This is a genomic window from Winogradskyella sp., from assembly GCF_028282165.1.
In the GTDB taxonomy this organism is placed as follows: Bacteria; Bacteroidota; Bacteroidia; order Flavobacteriales; family Flavobacteriaceae; genus Winogradskyella.
In genome coordinates this window covers 1-19,273 of the sequence record NZ_JANQIM010000029.1, presented here as the reverse complement: position 1 = coordinate 19,273, position 19,273 = coordinate 1, and the positions used below count along the sequence as shown (strand labels likewise).

General features: G+C 34.4%; 15 protein-coding genes and 2 rRNA genes. 4 read left to right on the top strand and 13 right to left on the bottom strand.

Annotated features, from left to right (window positions below; genetic code table 11):
• A 23S ribosomal RNA gene (locus Q0972_RS11540) occupies positions 1-184 on the top strand; the annotation flags it as partial.
• A 115-nt stretch (positions 185-299) separates the two neighbouring features.
• A 5S ribosomal RNA gene (gene rrf / locus Q0972_RS11535) occupies positions 300-407 on the top strand.
• 169 nt (positions 408-576) lie between these two features.
• Here the strand turns inward: rrf and Q0972_RS11530 are convergent.
• The 10 genes from Q0972_RS11530 to Q0972_RS11485 all read right to left on the bottom strand — a co-directional run bounded on the left by Q0972_RS11530 (position 577) and on the right by Q0972_RS11485 (position 12,527).
• Complete coding sequence (locus tag Q0972_RS11530; protein WP_299365870.1) at positions 577-819, bottom strand: DUF6095 family protein; 243 nt, start codon at positions 817-819, stop codon at positions 577-579.
• Positions 803-1,618: an N-acetylmuramic acid 6-phosphate etherase gene (gene murQ / locus Q0972_RS11525; protein ID WP_299365869.1), complete on the bottom strand. Its 816-nt coding sequence runs from the start codon at positions 1,616-1,618 to the stop codon at positions 803-805. The genes Q0972_RS11530 and murQ overlap by 17 nt, the downstream gene beginning before the upstream one ends.
• 37 nt (positions 1,619-1,655) lie before the next feature.
• Entirely contained in the window at positions 1,656-2,471 is an 816-nt protein-coding gene (locus Q0972_RS11520; protein WP_299365868.1) for a DUF4249 domain-containing protein, read from the bottom strand.
• 5 nt (positions 2,472-2,476) lie between these two features.
• The gene (locus tag Q0972_RS11515; protein ID WP_299365867.1) at positions 2,477-4,852 is read right to left on the bottom strand and encodes a TonB-dependent receptor; all 2,376 of its coding nucleotides are present in this window, start codon (positions 4,850-4,852) and stop codon (positions 2,477-2,479) included.
• A 66-nt stretch (positions 4,853-4,918) separates the two neighbouring features.
• Positions 4,919-7,138, bottom strand: a complete 2,220-nt coding sequence (locus tag Q0972_RS11510; RefSeq protein ID WP_299365866.1) for an NADP-dependent isocitrate dehydrogenase — start codon at positions 7,136-7,138, stop codon at positions 4,919-4,921.
• A gap of 949 nt (positions 7,139-8,087) precedes the next feature.
• Positions 8,088-8,438, bottom strand: coding sequence for a 50S ribosomal protein L19 (rplS, locus tag Q0972_RS11505; RefSeq protein WP_299365865.1), 351 nt, complete (start codon positions 8,436-8,438; stop codon positions 8,088-8,090).
• A 199-nt stretch (positions 8,439-8,637) separates the two neighbouring features.
• Positions 8,638-9,315, bottom strand: coding sequence for a tRNA (guanosine(37)-N1)-methyltransferase TrmD (trmD, locus tag Q0972_RS11500; RefSeq protein WP_299365864.1), 678 nt, complete (start codon positions 9,313-9,315; stop codon positions 8,638-8,640).
• Between the two features lie 78 nt (positions 9,316-9,393).
• Entirely contained in the window at positions 9,394-9,888 is a 495-nt protein-coding gene (locus Q0972_RS11495) for a hypothetical protein (protein ID WP_299365863.1), read from the bottom strand.
• Positions 9,889-10,330: 442 nt separating this feature from the next.
• Positions 10,331-11,731 (bottom strand): serine hydrolase, encoded by a 1,401-nt coding sequence (locus Q0972_RS11490; RefSeq protein WP_299365862.1) that lies wholly within the window; start codon positions 11,729-11,731, stop codon positions 10,331-10,333.
• 76 nt (positions 11,732-11,807) lie between these two features.
• Positions 11,808-12,527, bottom strand: coding sequence for an AraC family transcriptional regulator (locus tag Q0972_RS11485; protein WP_299365861.1), 720 nt, complete (start codon positions 12,525-12,527; stop codon positions 11,808-11,810).
• A 1,210-nt stretch (positions 12,528-13,737) separates the two neighbouring features.
• On the opposite strand from Q0972_RS11485, the gene Q0972_RS11480 reads away from it, so the two are divergent.
• The gene (locus tag Q0972_RS11480) at positions 13,738-14,145 is read left to right on the top strand and encodes an AraC family transcriptional regulator (protein ID WP_299365860.1); all 408 of its coding nucleotides are present in this window, start codon (positions 13,738-13,740) and stop codon (positions 14,143-14,145) included.
• A gap of 114 nt (positions 14,146-14,259) precedes the next feature.
• A complete protein-coding gene (locus Q0972_RS11475; RefSeq protein WP_299365859.1) occupies positions 14,260-15,801 on the top strand; it encodes a serine hydrolase in 1,542 nt (513 codons plus the stop codon).
• 303 nt (positions 15,802-16,104) lie between these two features.
• Here Q0972_RS11475 and Q0972_RS11470 read toward each other — a convergent pair whose 3' ends face one another.
• From Q0972_RS11470 to Q0972_RS11460, 3 genes are all read right to left on the bottom strand, one after another.
• Entirely contained in the window at positions 16,105-17,280 is a 1,176-nt protein-coding gene (locus Q0972_RS11470; RefSeq protein ID WP_299365858.1) for a serine hydrolase, read from the bottom strand.
• Positions 17,281-17,451: 171 nt separating this feature from the next.
• Positions 17,452-18,591 carry an AraC family transcriptional regulator gene (locus tag Q0972_RS11465; protein ID WP_299365857.1) on the bottom strand — a complete coding sequence of 380 codons (1,140 nt, stop codon included), beginning with the start codon at positions 18,589-18,591 and terminating at the stop codon, positions 17,452-17,454.
• A gap of 240 nt (positions 18,592-18,831) precedes the next feature.
• Positions 18,832-19,273 (bottom strand): T9SS type A sorting domain-containing protein (locus Q0972_RS11460; RefSeq protein WP_299365856.1); only part of this gene is annotated, 442 nt, incomplete at its 5' end.

Here is a 19,273-nt window from a genome sequence, read left to right as displayed (position 1 = left end):
GCCAGGGGCATCGCAGGGTAGCTACGTTCGGAAGGGATAAGCGCTGAAAGCATATAAGCGCGAAACCCACCACAAGATGAGATTTCTTTAAAGGGCCGTGGGAGACGACCACGTCGATAGGCTACAGGTGTAAAGGCAGCAATGTCATAGCCGAGTAGTACTAATAGCCCGTAGGCTTATTGTACGCCGTTCTTTTTGTGTGTACGCTCATGTAGTTTTTTTTCAATATGTCAAAAATATTTGCAGCGAAGCTGCGCTGAGAGCTATAGGCCAAAAGCTTAGGGCTAACAGCTAAAACTTAAGGTGGTTATAGCGACGGGGCTCACCTCTTACCATTCCGAACAGAGAAGTTAAGCCCGTTTGCGCCGATGGTACTGCATCCGTGGGAGAGTAGGTCGCCGCCTTTTTTAAGCCTTCAGGATTTATCTTGGGGGCTTTTTTTTTGAACAATATTAAGGTAATGAGGGTCGTAGACGCAGCACCGCTGGTCTAGATCGTGACCTTCACAAATGCAAAGCGTTTGGAAGCGTCATCGATAGGTCGCCGCTCTTTTTGTTTTATAATAAAGTTGAGGAACTATTTTTTCTTTTTAAACATACTATCTCCAATAGTATTAAGTCCTATAAACAGCATTACAACTGCACCTATGCAAAGTATTATTGATAATATAAACAAAGGGATATAAAGTGGTTTGTCATCATTGCTTAATGCGAGATAGAATAGCGTTGGACCAATAAACATTAATACAAGGCAAATTCCCATTTGTTTTAATCCTTTTCCTAGTAGTTTTTTATCTGTTCGGTTAGTTTCTTCTTCCATATTTGATACTTTGTCTCACACTCTTATGTTCTTTTAGTAATTTAGAGGCTTCTTTTTCGGTTACATTTAACTCATTCATAATCATTTTAATGCCTCTATCCACAAGTTTGTTATTGCTCAATTGCATATCTACCATTTTGTTATCCTTAACCCTTCCTAACTGAATCATGGTAGCGGTGGTGATCATATTTAAAACTAGTTTTTGAGCTGTCCCAGCTTTCATCCTTGAACTACCTGTGAGAAATTCTGGACCAACAGTGACTTCAATAGGAAATTGGGCAGCAAGGCTTAAAGGACTATTTTTATTACAGGTGATACAACCAGTGATTATATTCTCTTTATTACATTGTTTTAAAGTGTGAACAACATAAGGCGTTGTGCCAGAAGCTGCAATGCCTACTACAACATCTTTTTCTGATATATGGTACTCTTGAAGATCTTTCCAGCCTTGACTAGTGGAATCTTCGGCATTTTCAACGGCTTTTCTTATAGCTGTATCTCCACCCGCTATTAGACCAATCACCAAATCATGTGAAACACCAAATGTTGGTGGACATTCTGAGGCATCCAAAATCCCCAAACGGCCACTTGTGCCAGCTCCTATGTAGAATAATCGACCTCCTTCTTTTAATTTTTCGACTACCTTTTCTATTAAGGCTTCTACTTGGGGAATTGCTTTTTCAACTGCAAGTGGAACAGTTTTGTCCTCTGTATTTATGTTTTTGATGATCTCGTTAATAGACATCTTTTCCAGATGGTTATAATGAGAGTCTTTTTCAGTAATCTTTTCGAAATTCATAATATAAAAATAATGAATTTCTTTAGGTAAAAGAGATTTATTCTACCGTGTAGATAAACTCATCGACCTCTGACAATCTAAAATAGCCAAAGGGGAAATTATCAGGATTCGTAGTGTTTATACAATTGCCCCTAACGGTTGCTGGTTGGGTTTCAAAAGGGCCACCATCGTCCTCACCTCCTTGCTGAAGTAAAATAAACATAAACTCATAGAATCGTTCTGAAATTCCATAGTTTCTAATGGTTACAATATCTCCTGATTCTAAATCTTCTTCAGTATAGAAACCAAATATTTGATTTCCATCCGTAAATCGATCTTCATAAACATCAAGACTTGGTACTACAGCCACATCACTAATAAACTCAAAGAAATAGTAATTTTCAACATTCGCAGGATCAGTGTAAAAAGCTTTTAATTCAATATCTTCACCTGAAAAACCACCTTCATTTTCTTGTTCAACGAAGTCTATTGGTACAACGGATTTTAGAGTTTCTGTACCTGAATAGGTTTCACCTTCATAAACAACCGTTAACGTGTATGTTTCATCAATGATTGGTACAAAGCTATTATTTCTGTAAATTCCTGTAAGTCCATCTTCAACAAAGTCATAGCTATTGTTATTGGAGTCTGTGATTTGTACTGTAGCTCCATTAGCTGGCGGTACTGTTTCGTCAAAGAAAGGCGCAGTTAAACTTAGTCTGATGTTCTGTTCATTTCCGGCTGTGTTTTTAAACCAATTTATGGATGCATCTATCACTAAACGTGGTTCTGCTGTGTTAAGATCTACATCTATAACGTCTTCACAGTTTGTGAAAAAACTGACAAACAATACTATAGCAAATAATCTTTTCATTAGTTCTAAAATTTAAAATTATAGGAAACCGAAGGGACAATGCCAAAAATAGCCAACCTTACAGCCTCGTTTGTACCTGACATGCGGTTTTCTCTAAACGAAATATTAGCGGCATTTCTACGATTATAAACATTGTATAATCCAAAGACCCATTGTCCTTTAAAGCGTTTCTGACTATCTGGTTTTGGATTGTAATTAACGGATAGATCTAAGCGATGGTACGCTGGCAATCTACTTGAGTTCCTAGCTTCGTAACTTGGGATTACGATGCCATTAAACTCGTATTGTCCATCTGGGAATGTGGCCGGTAGACCTGTTTGAAATAAAAAGTTTGAACTGAACGACCACTTTTTGTTCAAAGTGTAGCTAGCGGTCAAAGATATATCATGAGTTTTGTCGAAAGGCGTTTTATACCATTCACCATTATTAATACCTGTTTCTATTGGTGTTCTCCCCGGAGTACGCTGCTCGGATCTTGATAAGGTGTATGCCAGCCAACCTTTAAGCCTACCTTCATTCTTTCTTAATAAAACCTCCAATCCATAAGCTCTAGCTTCACCATTGAGAATAACTTGTTCAATGGCATTATTGGCGATTAAGTCTGCACCATCGATATAATCGATACGATTTTGGATTTTCTTATAGAACGTTTCGATTTCTAACGAAAACATATTATCCTCAAATGTCCTAAAATAACCTAATGCGACTTGATCTAACAACTGTGGTTCTACATATTTACCACTTGGTGTCCAAACATCCAAAGGTGTAGGTGAACTTGTGTTTGATAACAGGTGGAGATACTGACTCATTCGGTTGTAGCTCGCTTTAACGGATGAATTGTCATTTAGTTGGTATGCAATAGCAAAACGGGGTTCAATATTGGCAAATGATTCAATGACATCAGTACGACTAAAACTTTCTGTACCTGTGGGTTCTGCTTTTTCATAGATACCAAGGGCTTCGTTGAATACAACAGGATTGTCGTCCTCATAGATGTTTAATTCATCTTGCCCTAATCGATGAAATGTACTAAACCTAGCACCATAACTCACAGAGAGTCTATTGCTCAGTTTGTGTTCTGCATCAATGTATACGGCGTTTTCAAAAGCGTATTTGTCAATTAATTTGAAAGGGTTAATACCAGAATCTTCTGTGTTAGGGTTGATCTCGCCAGGATTAAATTTGTAGTAAATACTGTTTAAGCCATATTCAAGCTTAAAATTATTGCTGATATAATGTTTTAAGTCGTATTTAACATTGAAGTTTCTAATGTAGGACTCCCATTCAAATCCAACAAAATTGAGATCTAGGCCATAGTAATAGTCTGAATATATCAATGACAAATTAGAAAACAATTTATCCGAGAATAGATGATTCCAACGAAAATTAACAACGGTGTTACCATAGGTGTTTTCAAAACTGTCTTGAATATTAAACACATCCCTACCAAAGTAGCCAGATAGAAAAATACTATTTCTTTCATTGAGTCGATAGCTTAGTTTTGTGTTTAAGTCATAAAAATAAGCGACGTTGTCGATATCAAAAAGCGGTAAAAATAAGTGTGCGTAGCTGCTTCGTCCACCAAATAGGAAGGAACCTTTTTCTTTTTTAATCGGACCTTCCGCTAACAATCTGCTAGAGATTAAGCCAATTCCTCCGTTCATATGAAATTCACTACTATTACCTTCTTTTTGGTAGATATCCAATACTGAAGATACTCGACCACCATATTTGGCAGGTATCCCGCCTTTGTATAATTTGATGTCCTTAATAGCATCTGGATTAAAAACCGAAAAGAATCCAAATAAATGGGAAGAATTAAAAATTGTGGCCTCATCTAACAAAATAAGATTCTGGTCTGCAGCGCCTCCTCTAACATTAAAACCCGAAGCTCCTTCGCCAGCATTGGTAACACCTGGTAGCAATGTGATAGATTTTATGACATCTACCTCACCTAAAACCACAGGCATATTTTTTATGGTTTGAATGGAAAGTGCGTTAACACTCATTTGAGGTTTTTTAATATTGAGTTTTTCGACATTTTCTTTTATAACGACTTCATCTAAACTTTCGGCAGTTTCTTGGAGCTTAAAGCTTTTGGTCATATCCGTGTTTAGAACTATAGTTTCTGAAATAGTTTTAAACCCTAAATAGCTAATTTGGATTTCATAAGTGCCTTTTGGCAATGTGATGGAGTAAAAGCCATACTCATTGGTCATTGTGCCAGATTGTATTTCTGGGACAATGACATTAACACCTATAAGGGTTTCGTTACTTTGGCTATCTGTAATGCTACCACTCAAAGTAAATTTTTCCTGGGCAAGGGTACTAAAAGAAAACCATAGGGAGATTATGAGAACAGTGAATATTTTTTTGTTCATGGGGATTTTTTAGGTCAAACAAAAATAAAAGAGCTTCATCTTAAATGAAGCTCTTTTAACTTAAGTTTAATTTAATATTGAGTTGAGAATTTTACTCGGTCGCATTGCACTATTCGTTAAGCTTTCGTTTGGCAAATAATAACCATCAATATCTACCGGTTCTCCTTGGCAATCTATTAACTCCTTTAAAATCTCATTTTCATGTATTGATAACCGATTGTAAAGTTCGGTAAATTCTTCTTTTAGGGCTTTATCCTTGTTTTGATTTGCCAACGCTTCTGCCCAATATAATGCCAAGTAGTAGTGACTACCTCTGTTATCTAGCTCATTTACCTTTCTAGAAGGCCCTTTTTTATTTTCCAATAGTTTTTCGGTAGCATTATCTAAGGCTTCACCTAATACTTTGGCTTTTTCGTTATTGTTTACCTCACCAAAGTGATCTAGGGACACTGCTAATGCTAAAAATTCACCAAGTGAATCCCAACGCAAATGGTTTTCTTTTACAAATTGCTGTACATGTTTTGGGGCCGAGCCACCAGCACCAGTTTCAAATAAGCCACCGCCATTCATTAACGGGACTATGGATAGCATCTTTGCACTTGTTCCTAATTCTAAAATTGGGAATAGATCCGTAAGGTAATCCCTAAGTACATTTCCAGTAACCGAAATGGTATCCTTTCCGGCTTTTACACGATCTAGTGTAAATTTTGTGGCCTCTGTGGGCGAAAGTATTTTAATATGCAATCCGGTTGTATCATAATTTGGTAAATATTGATTTACCTTTTTGATCAGTTCTGCATCGTGAGCTCTGTTTTTATCTAACCAGAACACTGCAGGCGTCTCAGATGCTCTGGCTCTTGTTACCGCTAATTTAATCCAATCTTGTACTGGTGCATCTTTAACTTGGCACATTCTCCAAATATCACCTTCTTCAACGTTATGGCTCGTTAATATTTCACCTTCTGAATTAATGACCTCTACTTTTCCATTCGAAGCAATCTCGAAAGTTTTATCATGTGATCCATATTCTTCAGCTTTTTGAGCCATTAAGCCAACATTTGGAACAGTACCCATTGTTGTTGGATCAAAAGCGCCATACTTTTTACAGAAATCTATGGTCGCAATATAAACACCAGCATAACTACTATCTGGTATTATAGCTTTAGTATCTTGCTGCTCCCCATTTTTATTCCACATCTGTCCAGATGTGCGAATCATAGCTGGCATAGATGCATCAATAATCACATGGCTTGGTACGTGAAGGTTTGTAATACCCTTATCTGAATTTACCATGGCTAAATCGGGACCATTATCTAAAGTAATTTTGATATCAGCTTTAATCTCGTTGCGTTTAGCATCAGATAATTCCTCTAGGTTTTCCAATAGGTTTCCAAAACCATTATTGACATCTACACCTATTTCTTCTAACAACTCACCATGTTTTTCAAAAACAGACTTAAAATATGTTTTAACTGCATGGCCAAAAATGATAGGGTCAGAGACCTTCATCATAGTGGCTTTCATATGTAATGACATTAAAATATCTTGGTCTTTTGCATCTTTAATTTCTTTATCCAAGAAACTAAGTAATGCCTTTTTACTCATGAAGGTCGAATCGATGATTTCACCTTTTAATAAGCTGATATTATCTTTCAGTAGAGTAGCGTTTCCATTTTTATCGGTATGTACAATCTTTACAGAAGTAGCATTGCCAATGGTTACAGAAGTTTCGTTATGAGCAAAGTCACCTTGTGCCATCGTGGCGATATGTGTTTTAGACTCAGGTGTCCATTCACCCATACTATGTGGATTTTTCTTGGCATAATTTTTAACGGCCTTTGGTGCGCGTCTATCTGAATTTCCTTCTCTTAATATTGGGTTTACCGCACTTCCTTTTACTTTATCGTAACGCGCTTTTATTTCTTTTTCGCTATCGTTACTAGGGTCTTCTGGATAATTTGGTAAGTTAAAACCTTTTGCTTTTAATTCTTCAATAGCGTCATTTAGCTGTGGAATAGAAGCACTAATATTTGGTAATTTAATGATGTTAGCTTCGGGTTTTTTAGCTAATTCGCCCAGTTCGGATAGTGCATCGGATACTCTTTGTTCTTCTGTTAAAAAATCTGGGAATACGGCTAAAATTCTTGAAGCCAATGAGATGTCTTTGGTCTCAATGGTAATGCCTGAAGATTTTGTGAATGATTGAACAATGGGTAAGAAGGAACGTGTTGCCAAAGCTGGGGCTTCGTCCGTTTTTGTGTAAACAATCTTTGCTGTTTTGGTCATAGGTTGTCAAAAAATAAAGTAAATGTGCTTGGGCTTAATTTTAAGCTGTGCAAATATACAAAAACACAAAGGTTTTGCGGGTATGGGATTAATAACAGCTGCCCCAAAATATTGAGAATTTAATAATAATAACGGCCAATACTGATAATAATTAGTTTAGGCTTATATTGAAATGTTTTGAGAGCTCAAAAGGAGTTTGGAATAGAGCTTTAATCTTAAAAAATAAGAGGTGGTGATTTTGAATTATACTTCGACTGTGCTTCCTCTAAAGTTATGGTGATTGAGCGCGCTCTACAAAAAGCAAAAAGCCATATCACTGCAGTAAACTACGCTGACATGGCTTCTCTTTGAAACAGTACTGACGTGACCTATTTAGTTTTCACTAACTCAGTTGCATGGTTTGCACCATCATCCTTTTCGGTTCAAGGGTTTCTGTTTCGATGAAACGTTTCGTAACTTTCAAAATGTATTGACCTGATACTACTCCATTTCTTAAGAATTGTTTTTCTTGATGTTTTCTTTTTTATCATTCGCTTTCGCGTCTCATACGTCTAAAAACATTGCTCATCCTGTTCACGTTCACTTTCGATTCCGTTACTTTTTCAAAGCTTTCCACTGTCACTTTACAACCTGCAAGCATGCTGTAAGGCCCGAGCTTCATGGTTTGCTACACTACACTTGCCTACACAAGCAGCTCGCTCACCTCAAAAAACAATCTCATTATATAAAGAACGTTACTTTATTTACAATTTAACATAAATTCAAATAAAACTTCAAAACCAAACACTGTTTGTTGTTAATTGTTTAGTAAATATATGTCTACATTGCGAATTTCCAAATTTTTTTAAGATTTAAATATACACAACTTATAAACGTGAGTTATTAACAATAGTTAATAACTAAAAAACCCCTTGAATTCAAGGGGTTTCTATAAGGTATGTAAGTTAAATTATCTTCTAACTTCTTTAATTCTTGCTTTTTTACCAGTAAGACCTCTAAAGTAGAATATACGTGCTCTACGTACTTTACCACGTTTATTCACTTCAATTTTTTGCAATGCTGGTAAGTTTACTGGGAAGATACGTTCTACACCAATGGTCCCAGACATTTTACGGATGGTAAACGTTTCAGAAGACCCACTTCCTTTACGTTGTAACACTACACCTTTAAAGAACTGTGTACGTGTTTTGTTTCCTTCTTTAATTTCGTAATATACAGTGATGGTATCACCAGCACTAAATTCTGGTAGGTCTTTTTTGGTTACAAATTCGTCTTGTACAAATTTTACTAAAGAATCCATGTTTTCTTTTTTATTATGGTTGCTCTAAACCAACATTCACGATTCTCGCCAGAGGTTAATCTAAAGTGGCTGCAAAGATAATATTTTTATTCAATTTACAAATCTTTAATTTCCAAATTCCTACTGTTTATATTATAATTTTTTATAAACCAATTCATTGATTGATTTTGGTCTTTTGGATTTTGAAATTTCTTTTGAGCTATTCGTCCAAAAGGTCTGGTCGTCGTTCTTGAGTACGTTTGTAAGCTTGTTCTTCTCGCCATTTCTCAATTTCGCCAAAATTACCACTGAACAACACTTCTGGTACTTTCATGCCCTTGTATTCTCTAGGTCTGGTATATATGGGTGGTGCCAACAGATTATCCTGAAAGGAATCGGTGAGGGCAGAGGTTTCATTGCCCAAAACACCTGGGATTAGCCTAATTACTGCATCGCATAAGACGGCTGCTCCCAATTCACCGCCTGAGAGTACGTAATCGCCTATTGAGATTTCTCGTGTAATAAAGGTATCTCGCACGCGCTGATCGACACCTTTATAATGACCGCAAAGAATGATAATGTTTTCTTTTAATGAGAGTTGATTGGCAATGCCTTGGTTGAGACGTTCTCCATCTGGTGTCATATAGATGATTTCATCATAACGGCGCTCTGCTTGTAAGCCGGAAATACATTTATCGATCGGTTCTATCATCATTACCATCCCTGCACCACCACCAAATTGATAATCATCTACAGATTTATAGTTGTCAGTGGTGTAGTCCCTAAGGTTATGAAAATGTATTTCTACCAAGTTGGCGTCTATAGCACGTTTAAGGATGGAGGCCTCAAACGGACTTTTTAATAACTCTGGTAAAACGGTAATGATATCGATGCGCATAGCATTATTTTCTGGATAACAAAGGTAGGGTTAATTGAGAAAATAGAAGTGATCAATTCAATGTCTTGAATTTGATTATTAGTCTAATAATTTTCGGAACAGACTTTCTAGTTTTTTGCGTTCAGAGTCGTCGGATAAAATTTTTTGCAACCATACTTGATGGTTATCTGTTCCACTAGTAATGTCACGATTGGCATAGTTGCTGAAAATTTCAAAATCGTACCAGTTAATTTTGTGTGTTTGTTGAAGAGCATAGACCGCAAGTTCTCCGTTAGAGGCTACCATAAATGGGCAGATGTGTACGCTCGTTTTGGTTGTATCAGCTAGTTTTTCTAATAAAAAGGGTGTTGTTATTGCGGTATGGTTATCAATAAATAGCTGCCATGGGGCCTTATTAAAGATCGTTTGTTTAAATCGTTCTCCTTTACGTTCAAAACTATACTGTGTACCCAAAAGGCATGAAGATTTTTTTGCAAATGCAATTTCTTTCCAAAGTGAATCTAGTTGGTTTTGGGCATTGCTTATTATAGTGAAAAGGAACAGTAATATAAATTGTAAAATTAGTTTCTTCATGTTATGGTTTTGAAGCTTGTTAGAATTTTACTTCGAAAAGTCTTAATAACAATGCTATAACGGTTTATAATCAAAAATCATGCAATTAACTATTTAAAAAGTCCTTTCTATTATGATATCTGAAAATTTTAACAATTAGCCCAATTATTGAAATTAAAATTAATAAATTAGGAATCCCTGCAATCAATCCTAATTCCAAGGGTTCTATATTTAGATCTAAAATTAAATACTCAACAATATAATCTTGAAGTATGGCCATCCCAATTTTAATAGCATAACATATTATTAAAGTATAAACAAAATATTTTGTTTTCATAAATTTAGTTATTGATAGTTAGTTCTTTACTTTTGGGCTTTGATGAGCACAGTTTTGACAACCTTAAAGATGCTATAGCCAAGGTTGTTAAGGGTTGAATTATGAAAAGGTCCTATGTCTTGTTGACTATGGTTTTAATCTATTAAGTGTATCAATCATTTCTTCATTAAAATTAAACTCCAGCTTTTGTGTTTTTCTTTTTGAGGTAGGTTCAAATGTGATTTTTAATGGAAGTACTTTGGTATAAAAAGAATGTTCGTCTGATGGATATAAATAAACAGGTTTATCACCATGCGATGTCAAGGTAAATTTTCCATCAACCATTTTAATTTCTACCGTAGTTTTTTCACTTGGAAAATCATAAACCCCTAGATGCTTTTTCATTGATTTATTTATAGGAATTGACTTTGGAGCAGGTTTTGGGAGTTCATACTCTTTATCTAACAAAATATTTCTGATGTTATACGCTAATATACTGCGTTCACTGTATCTACTGTTACAAAGGGTTATAACCACAATATCGTCATTTTCATAATAACGGATCATTGATTTGTAGCCATAGATCTTTCCAGCGTAATCAATCATTAAAAAAGGACGATCTTCATTCGAGTAATCATAAATTTCCCAACCATAACTATGGTAAAGTCTTGACTTCTTATTTTCATATTTTACAGGCCACTTTAATTTCATCATTCTTACAGTGTTATAAGATACTAGCTTTCCTTTCTCTAAGGCGTTAAAAAAAGCCCACATGTCGTCAATAGTAGAGTATAATGAACCACCGCCACCAAAAGAGTAACTGTCAAAATATCTAGCAGGTGCTATATCATTTACCTCATTTTTATCAGGGGCCAGCCCAATACCGATTGATAGCCCTTTGATTTTTTGTGTTTTTGATTTTTTGACCCCAGTATTTAGCATTTTGGCTGGCGCAAAAATGTATTTTTCAAAGTAGTCTTCAAAACTCATTCCACTTACCACTTCCAAAATATGTGTTAAGGCATAAAAGCCTACACTTGAGTAGGACTCTTTTTCCCCAGGAGCAAACCGTAAAGAATCTTTTTTTACGGAGAACAATCGTTCTCTAAAAGAAACTTCAGCATCATAATCCTGATGCGAATCTCTTCTTAATCCTGACTGATGGGTTAATAGATGATGAATGGTAATCTGGTCACTTCCATTAATTTCAGGTAACCATTTAGAAAGCTTATCACTTAATGAAATCTTTTTTTGTTCAATTAACTGAAGAATAGCAACCGAGGTTATTAATTTGGTTACAGAGCCAATGAAGTATTTTGAATCTATGGTGTTAGGTTTTTCTAAAGTCAAATCAGCCAAGCCAAAAGCACCTTTATAAATAATCTCTCCTTTTTGAGCCACTAAAATTGAACCGTTAAAAGGGTTTGTACTGTTGACATTTGCTGCTAATAGTTCTTCTATCTTTTCTACATAGTTTTGAGCAGAAATACTAAAATTTAAGATTATAGCTAAAACAAAAACTAAAGTTTGCTCGACGATTTTTTGCATGACATTATTCTAAATTAATTTGATTGCAAAAAAGGCCAAATTATCTTTATAAATCGTCTCATTATGTGTTTTGAAACTACTTATTGCTTATTTTCTGTAAATATTCTGCAGGCGAGATTTTACAAAACTTATTAAAAGCTCTGTTAAAGGAAGCTTTTGAATTGAAACCAGCGTCTAATGCCATACCAAGTATTGTTTTTGATTTCACGTTATCGGTATTTGCTAGACTTTTAAATTCTTCTATCCTATAGGAGTTCACAAAATCACGAAATGAATAGCCCATTAAGTTATTTATAACCATAGAAGTTTTATTGGGGTGTATACCTAACTTTTCGCTAAAGCTTTTAAGACTAAGATTAGAATCTAAATAATACTTTTCCTCTTCCATTTTAATTGTAAAGACTTTTACCAATTCTTGCATTTCAGAAGTCTTCTCAACTTTTCTTTTAGTCGTAATTTGTTTACTAAGTCGAAATCCAATAAAACCAATAGCATAAGTCAAAGCAGTAAGTAAAATATAGAAAAAATAAAACTCTGATACTGGGAAATCAAAGTTATAGTATATAGCATCTACAATAGTATATGGTACCCAAATAAGCCACAAAAATGCAAAACAAGTAAGTATATAGGCAATTCTTTTATTTACACCTTTTTTCATTTGTTTTCTATACAAGTCCATACTCAGCCCTAAATAAATAGCGATTGATAGTAAGCCTACATAATGCTCTATCTCAAATACATTAATAGCCCAAAATGCTTCAAAACTATTAAAGTTATTCGGGTCCCACTTATTCATGTAAAATATCAGTGTAACTGAATTGAAAAAAAGTTGTTCAACAAGTAAAGGGTAAAAATGCTTTTTTAAATTCTTTTTTGGAATGGGTTTGCGAAAATAGAATCGCAAATATGTATAAAACGCAGGGCCAATTCCCCATAGGAAAAACAATGGAATGAACCTCATTTTGGGGTAGTACATCTGAATCCCTAAACTAGCCTTGAGTACCCAAATGAGATAAGAAGCTAGAAATAATACGCTTATCCCTAAATATTTTGTGGCTTCATTAAAATTACTCTTTGCTACAAGTAGAAATCCAAATATGAAAGCCTGCAAGGTGCCGAATAAAATTAACAGATTATATATATCTAGGTTAAGTTCCAACAAGTGTTCTTTTAAAGCCTAAATATAATGGCAAATCCCGTTTCACAGATTAAATACGCTAAATAATTTATATGTTGAATATGATTTTGTTATTGTCTCAAGGGCTATTATAATATTCACATAATTCTTTTCCTTATATTTCGATATTAATTTAATAGCACTAACTAGAATTAGTGTAACTAACCAATCTTTCGTTTATAGCTTAAAGTATAATCATGAAATAGTAATGGTAAAAACGCTTTCAATAGTAAGTCTAATAATTGCAGTACAAGCACTGTTTTTAGTTATTCATTTTTTTTTGAAGAAAAAAGGCGACAAGTTATTAAACTATTTGTTAGGCTTTCTATGCCTTAGTTTTGCTATTATTTCTATAAGAACCTACAATTACTTTTATCCATTCATTGACTTAAACTCAGTTGTTTATAGGATTTCTAACCATGTCTATTGGTACGTAGCTCCATTATTATATTTATTCATTTTATGTTACGATAGAAAGCCCTCAAGCAGAAAAGTGTTTTATCACTTAGCGCCCTATACCTTAATTATTATAATTGATCTTCTGTTTAACAAAGATGGTTATTATGACGATCTTGTAGTTTTTGCAACAATTCAAATGGCCATTTATTTAATTTTGGCAATTAGATATAGTATAAGGCCTAATCAAAAAAAATCAAGACAATTTTTTAGTTGGATAATACCTTCCTTATATACGTTTACACTGCTTATATTTTTCAATTTTCTTTACATGGTTCTAGATGTGTTTGGAGTACACCTTTTTTCTTTTAAGTTTGGAAAAAGTCTCTTTTTACTACTATCGTTTCCTATTTTTTATATCGCCTACAAGGAAATGAATTCAGAGAATGAGTTTGGAATTAAACCTAAGAAGTATAAAACATCTCCATTGTCTAATGAGAAAACAGAGCAATATTTAAGAAAAATAGAAAAGGCTATGCGAGAGGAAAAATTGTTCTTAATTAAGAATTTAACATTAAAAACTTTTTCAGGATTGGTAGGAATCCAATCAAGACATGTTTCTCAGGTGATTAATCATGATCTAGGGCTTAGTTTTTCGGAATACGTATTAAAATACCGCCTTGAAGAAGTAAAAAAAAACCTGCTTAATCCAGACAATAATAACCTTACAATTCACGGTATTGCTCAAAATTCTGGATTTACTTCCAATAGTAGATTCAATTACTTATTTAAAAAAGAAACAGGCCTTACTCCGACACAATTTCGAAATCAAAAAGGGTAAACTCATATTTGCTATATCGCGATATAGGAAATACTTTCATTACTCAACATGTAACAGAACATTACATTTGTTTTCAAAGTAAAAAAATATCAATCAATAAAAAATCAATAGAACATGAAAACAAGATGCAGTTCCAGTAACTCTTTATTAGTATGTAAAATGATCTTTCTACTCGTATTATGGGTTAATTTTTCTAACTGTCAAGATAATAGAGAGAAGAAAATTGAGATCATAGACCAACTATTGTCTAATCTAAACTCAAAACAACAATTCAACGGTGGTTTTATGATTGGGGATAGAGATAGTATACTATTTGTAAAAGTGTATGGTTATGCTAATATGAAAACAAAACAACCGTTGGGCACAACAAATTCATTCGGCATTGCCTCTGTAAACAAATCTTTGACAGCAACTTTAATCATGCGAATGGTAGAATTAGGGTATTTTACTACCGAGAGTAAATTGGTTGATTTTTTCCCAAAACTTCCTTATGAAGATGTTACTATAGACCATCTTCTAACTCATACATCTGGAATTCCATTTTACTATGATAACTTGGTTAAGAAGTATTGGGATAAGTCCCGTAAGATGACAAATGATGATCTTTTTCAATTGTACGAGCAGTACAAACCTGAACAAGAATTTTCTGCTGGAGAGAAGTTTTCGTATTCTAATGCAGGATATATGTTTTTAGCGGGAATTGCAGAAAGAGCCTCTAAAAAGTCTTATGATACTCTTCTAAACGAGCTAATATTCGAACCCGCTGGTATGACAGACACAGAACGATTGATAAATATAAAAGATGAATCAAATCTGGCAAAAGCACATGCGTTATCTATTGAAAAAAGTGCCTATGTGCCTTTAGAAAATCACGAAGATTATAAAGGATATCTCGACTCTTATTTTAGGAATAGAAAAGGAGCAGGAGGCCTTAACTCGACTTTTACAGACCTATGGAAGTTTAGCAAAGCACTTCAGGCTGGAGATATCTTAAATAGCGAGACATTTAAAAAGATGACAACTCCAGCAAAATTAAACAACAGAAAAGAAAGTATGTACGGAAGAGGGTGGCAAGTATCGTCATCAAAACGTAAACGCAATATAGGCCATAGAGGTGGTTCCGACGGGGAGAACTGTTTTTTTAGAATAGCTCTTGGTAAAAATTATACCTATTTTTTGGTATCTAATGCAAAAACACCATACCTGAGCGAGATTAACAACCAGATCAAGAATATTCTACGAGGAAAAACTGTAGAAGAAATTAAAATATCCGGAGTGGAAAGACTGTCTTTGCTCTATGCAAAACACGACTACCAATATGTTACTGCAAAAGCCGTAGAAATGGGTTCGCAAGAAGATATTTACTATTTTACGTTAAGTGAGTTCAATACCGTTTCTTGGAATTACTGGTTGAAAGAGGATTTTGACAAGGCACTGGATTTCTTAAAATTGGCTACTAAAGCAATGCCAGATAATGCAGGTGTTTGGGATGTATTGGCAGAAGCTTACATGGAGTTGGGAAATAACGAACTGGCGATCAAACATTACAAAATAACTATTGATAAATTAAATTCAGATCCAACTAAAAAAGGAAAGAAATGGGTAAAAGAATGGATTGTAGAGATGGAAGATAAAATTAAAAGAATGCAGAAATAAGTCTTTAAAATAGGGGGAGATGAATTCTTGGAGTTTTTTTGTCTGCTTCTTCGACTAAATGTTCTTTACGGGCCAATTCAGAAAAATACTTTCGGTTTTGATAGAAATACTAGAACTATCATTAAACACAGTAAACTGTAAGTATTAGTATATTTTAAACTTAATATATTAAGCAATCAACCAACATAAAAAATCCGCAATGACTGCGGATTTGATATTAGTTCTATTTAGGCTTCGAATGGGTTGAGTTAGGTTTTAGTTTGGGTAAAATGCTTAGAGTAAAAATAGCCTTGCTATGTATGGTCAGTACTTTGGATTATTCACATTCATTGCAGCGTTTTTGACTATTAAATGATGTGCCTTGATCAAGTTACCTAATCCATTATCCCAATCCCCATTCATTAACCATAATCCCGTACTTAAAAATGAGTTGCCCGTAAAGTTCTGTTCAACTAAAACTAAGTTTTGACTCGGATTTATCATTAAAAACCTTCCGCCATAACCATCTGCCCATACCGTTTTGGTATTAGATGAAATCCACCATTGATAACCAAAACCATCATAAAAACCATAAGTTATATGATTTTCTTTTAGGTTACTGTAAGACGTTGTACTCTTCTCTATCCATTTTTTAGATATGATCTGCTTTCCATTCCAGCGACCGTCATTAGCAACCATTGCTCCAATTCTAGCTAAATCTCTTGTGCTCAAATAGATATAGTATTGCTTATGTTTTGACTTTTTCTTTGGCCAAAACCATGGATCTCCTAGTATTACATTATCTTCTGTGAAGTCTTGAAGTCCTATCGGTTTTGCTAGGTATTCTTCCATAAATTTTCCAATAGACATTCCGGTTTCTTGCATAAATATTGTTCCCAATGCATTAGCATCAAAGTTATTTGCAAAAAAATACTCACCAGGTTTATCTCTTTCTCTTAGGGGTCTATCCGTAATCTGTGCATCATGTTCTCCTTGGGCAGGCAGATAAATCCCAGATTTAAACATCAGGAGGTGTTCAATAGTGGCTGTTTTTTCTTGCTCCGTTAAAGGTGTAACCTCATCAATATTAAGTTCTGCGAGTGTCTTGTTGATATCTATCAATCCTTTATCTACAGCTATTCCGTATAGTACGCCAAGAATGGCTTTACGGACCGAAGCTGTGTTCATAATTTTGTCTGTTGGGCCATATTCATAAATGATTTTTCCATTTTCAAGGATAACTACCGATCGTGTTCTCTTGGGTTCTTCTTTGGGAGTTAGGATTTTTTTGATTTCTTCATCAACAGGTTCACCATAGGTTAACTCAGTTTGATATTCAGGAGAAGGGTTACTGATTCTTGGAATAGCAGTATAGATAAGAATAAGTATCAGCAAAATCCCAATCCCGTAAAATGTAAACTTCATCACTTTTTTTAGAGTAGTTATTTTTTTGGATTTTAAAGTTGAATCGGATTTTAAAACAGTTTTATTTTTTTTCATAATGTTTGTTAATTACGAAACAGCATCTTTGGATTCATCAGTTTAATTTCAAGACGCATAAGTTTCAATTTGATTGATGTGCCTCAAATTTATAGGTTATATAAAATAATGAGGCTCATAAATGGGTGAGGATTACTGTCAAATCGTGTTTTGGAAGTAAAAACAGGAAGTTTAGTTATCGCTTTTCTGCTCTAAAAATTGCTTTGGAGTCATACCAACGTATTTTTTGAATAGACGATAGAAACTCGTTTCGGAGCTAAATCCACTTTCCATTGCAATTCCTAAGATGGACATTTTGCTATAGTTAGGGTGATTGAGTTTTGATTTGACTTCTTCAATGCGGTAATGATTGATAAAATCACGAAAGTTGGTTTTGAAGTACTGGTTGATGATTTGAGAAACTTCCCTTTGTGGCAGACCCAAATGATTAGCTAGTGCTTGGAGGCTAAGTTGGGTATTGAGAAAAATCTTATCCTCTTTCATGGCTCTTTCAATTTTTTGATGATTTGCAGAATTTGAATAATTAACTGTAGAGACTGTTTCTTTTTCTGTCGTTTCAATTTCAGGAAACGAATAGTGTGGTTGCAAATAACCCTTAAGGCCTAGATAGTAAATCAAAAAAGCAATATAAAGATTGAGGAATTTCCAGAAATAATCTGCAAACCAGATGGGTTCGTAGGTTGTAAGTAGTGACAAAATACGACCGATTAATAAAAATAGAGCTGTGAAACCAAATAATTGCAGTAGCTGCTTCAGCCATTTAAAATCGGGCAGTTGATTATCGGATGTATTGTCATCCAACCATTTTTTGTAATTCTTCTGTAAATGGAAAGCCTGATAAAGATAAAGTACAGTTGCAATCAAAAGAATGTATTCATCGAGTTGTTTAACCTCATTAAAAAAAAGGTCATCAGCTATGGACTTCTTTTTTGAGTTATCTTCCGTTTGTAGCACTGAAAAGTATACGAAGAAAGCGTAAGCTTGAGAAATAAAGAAAGGTAGAAAGTGGAGCCAATGTTTATTTTTAAACCGAAATGTAGGTGTAAACAACGATTTAACATAGAAAAAAAAGAGTGGTGCCACGGCTAACTCGAGAGCATTGGGGAAGTAACCAAAAAAATGTGTTTCCCAAAGCGATAAGGTATGTAGCAGTGGTTTAGTAGATAATAAACAAAAGGAAAACAGCCCCAATGCAAGAAAGCGGTTACTCTTACTATTTTTCTTAGTAATGAAAAGTAATGTGCTAGTAATAAATCCTTGAAATATTCCTAAAAGGATGATTAAATCAAATACAGAAAGTTGAATGGACATATTCTTTCAGTTTTGCACTAAACTTAGCATGTGTAAACTTAAATATTAATAATCAACTAACAACAAAAAATCCGCAATGACTGCGGATTTAAAGATTTTTCACTCTATTCAGAATAATATATCATAGGACCTCTACAACAACTCTAATAAAATGGTAATGGTATCGATAAGCTTAGTGCTTTTTTATTCAATTTAAAGATAGTTTTCATCTGTTGTCATTACATTGTAGCTAATGCACGATTATTGTTTAATAAATTTTGATGTTCTTTTAGATTCAATATTTAAGAAATAAGTTCCTTTGGCTAGGTTCTGAATATTGATACTATTATTAGCGCCGGTTTTTCCTTTTGTTATTGTTTTTCCATTGATGTCAATTATTATGTAGTCATATTCCTGTACAATTCCATCGATTTGAATAAAATCAGACGCTGGATTAGGATAAACCTTAATTCCTTGTTCAGACATGTCTATATCAACTATACTCAAATCATTATCTCTTGCCTGAATATTGTCGATATCTAGGGTGGCCTCAATGGGGTCGCCCTCCCAGCTTGGCACATCATTGTGCAGTATTCGCACTTCTGTAATACCATTAAAGGAATCATTGTATGTTGTAAACGGGGACTGGGCAAGGTCGGTTAACGAATTTTCATCAATAGGGAATACGATGGTTTGCCAACCC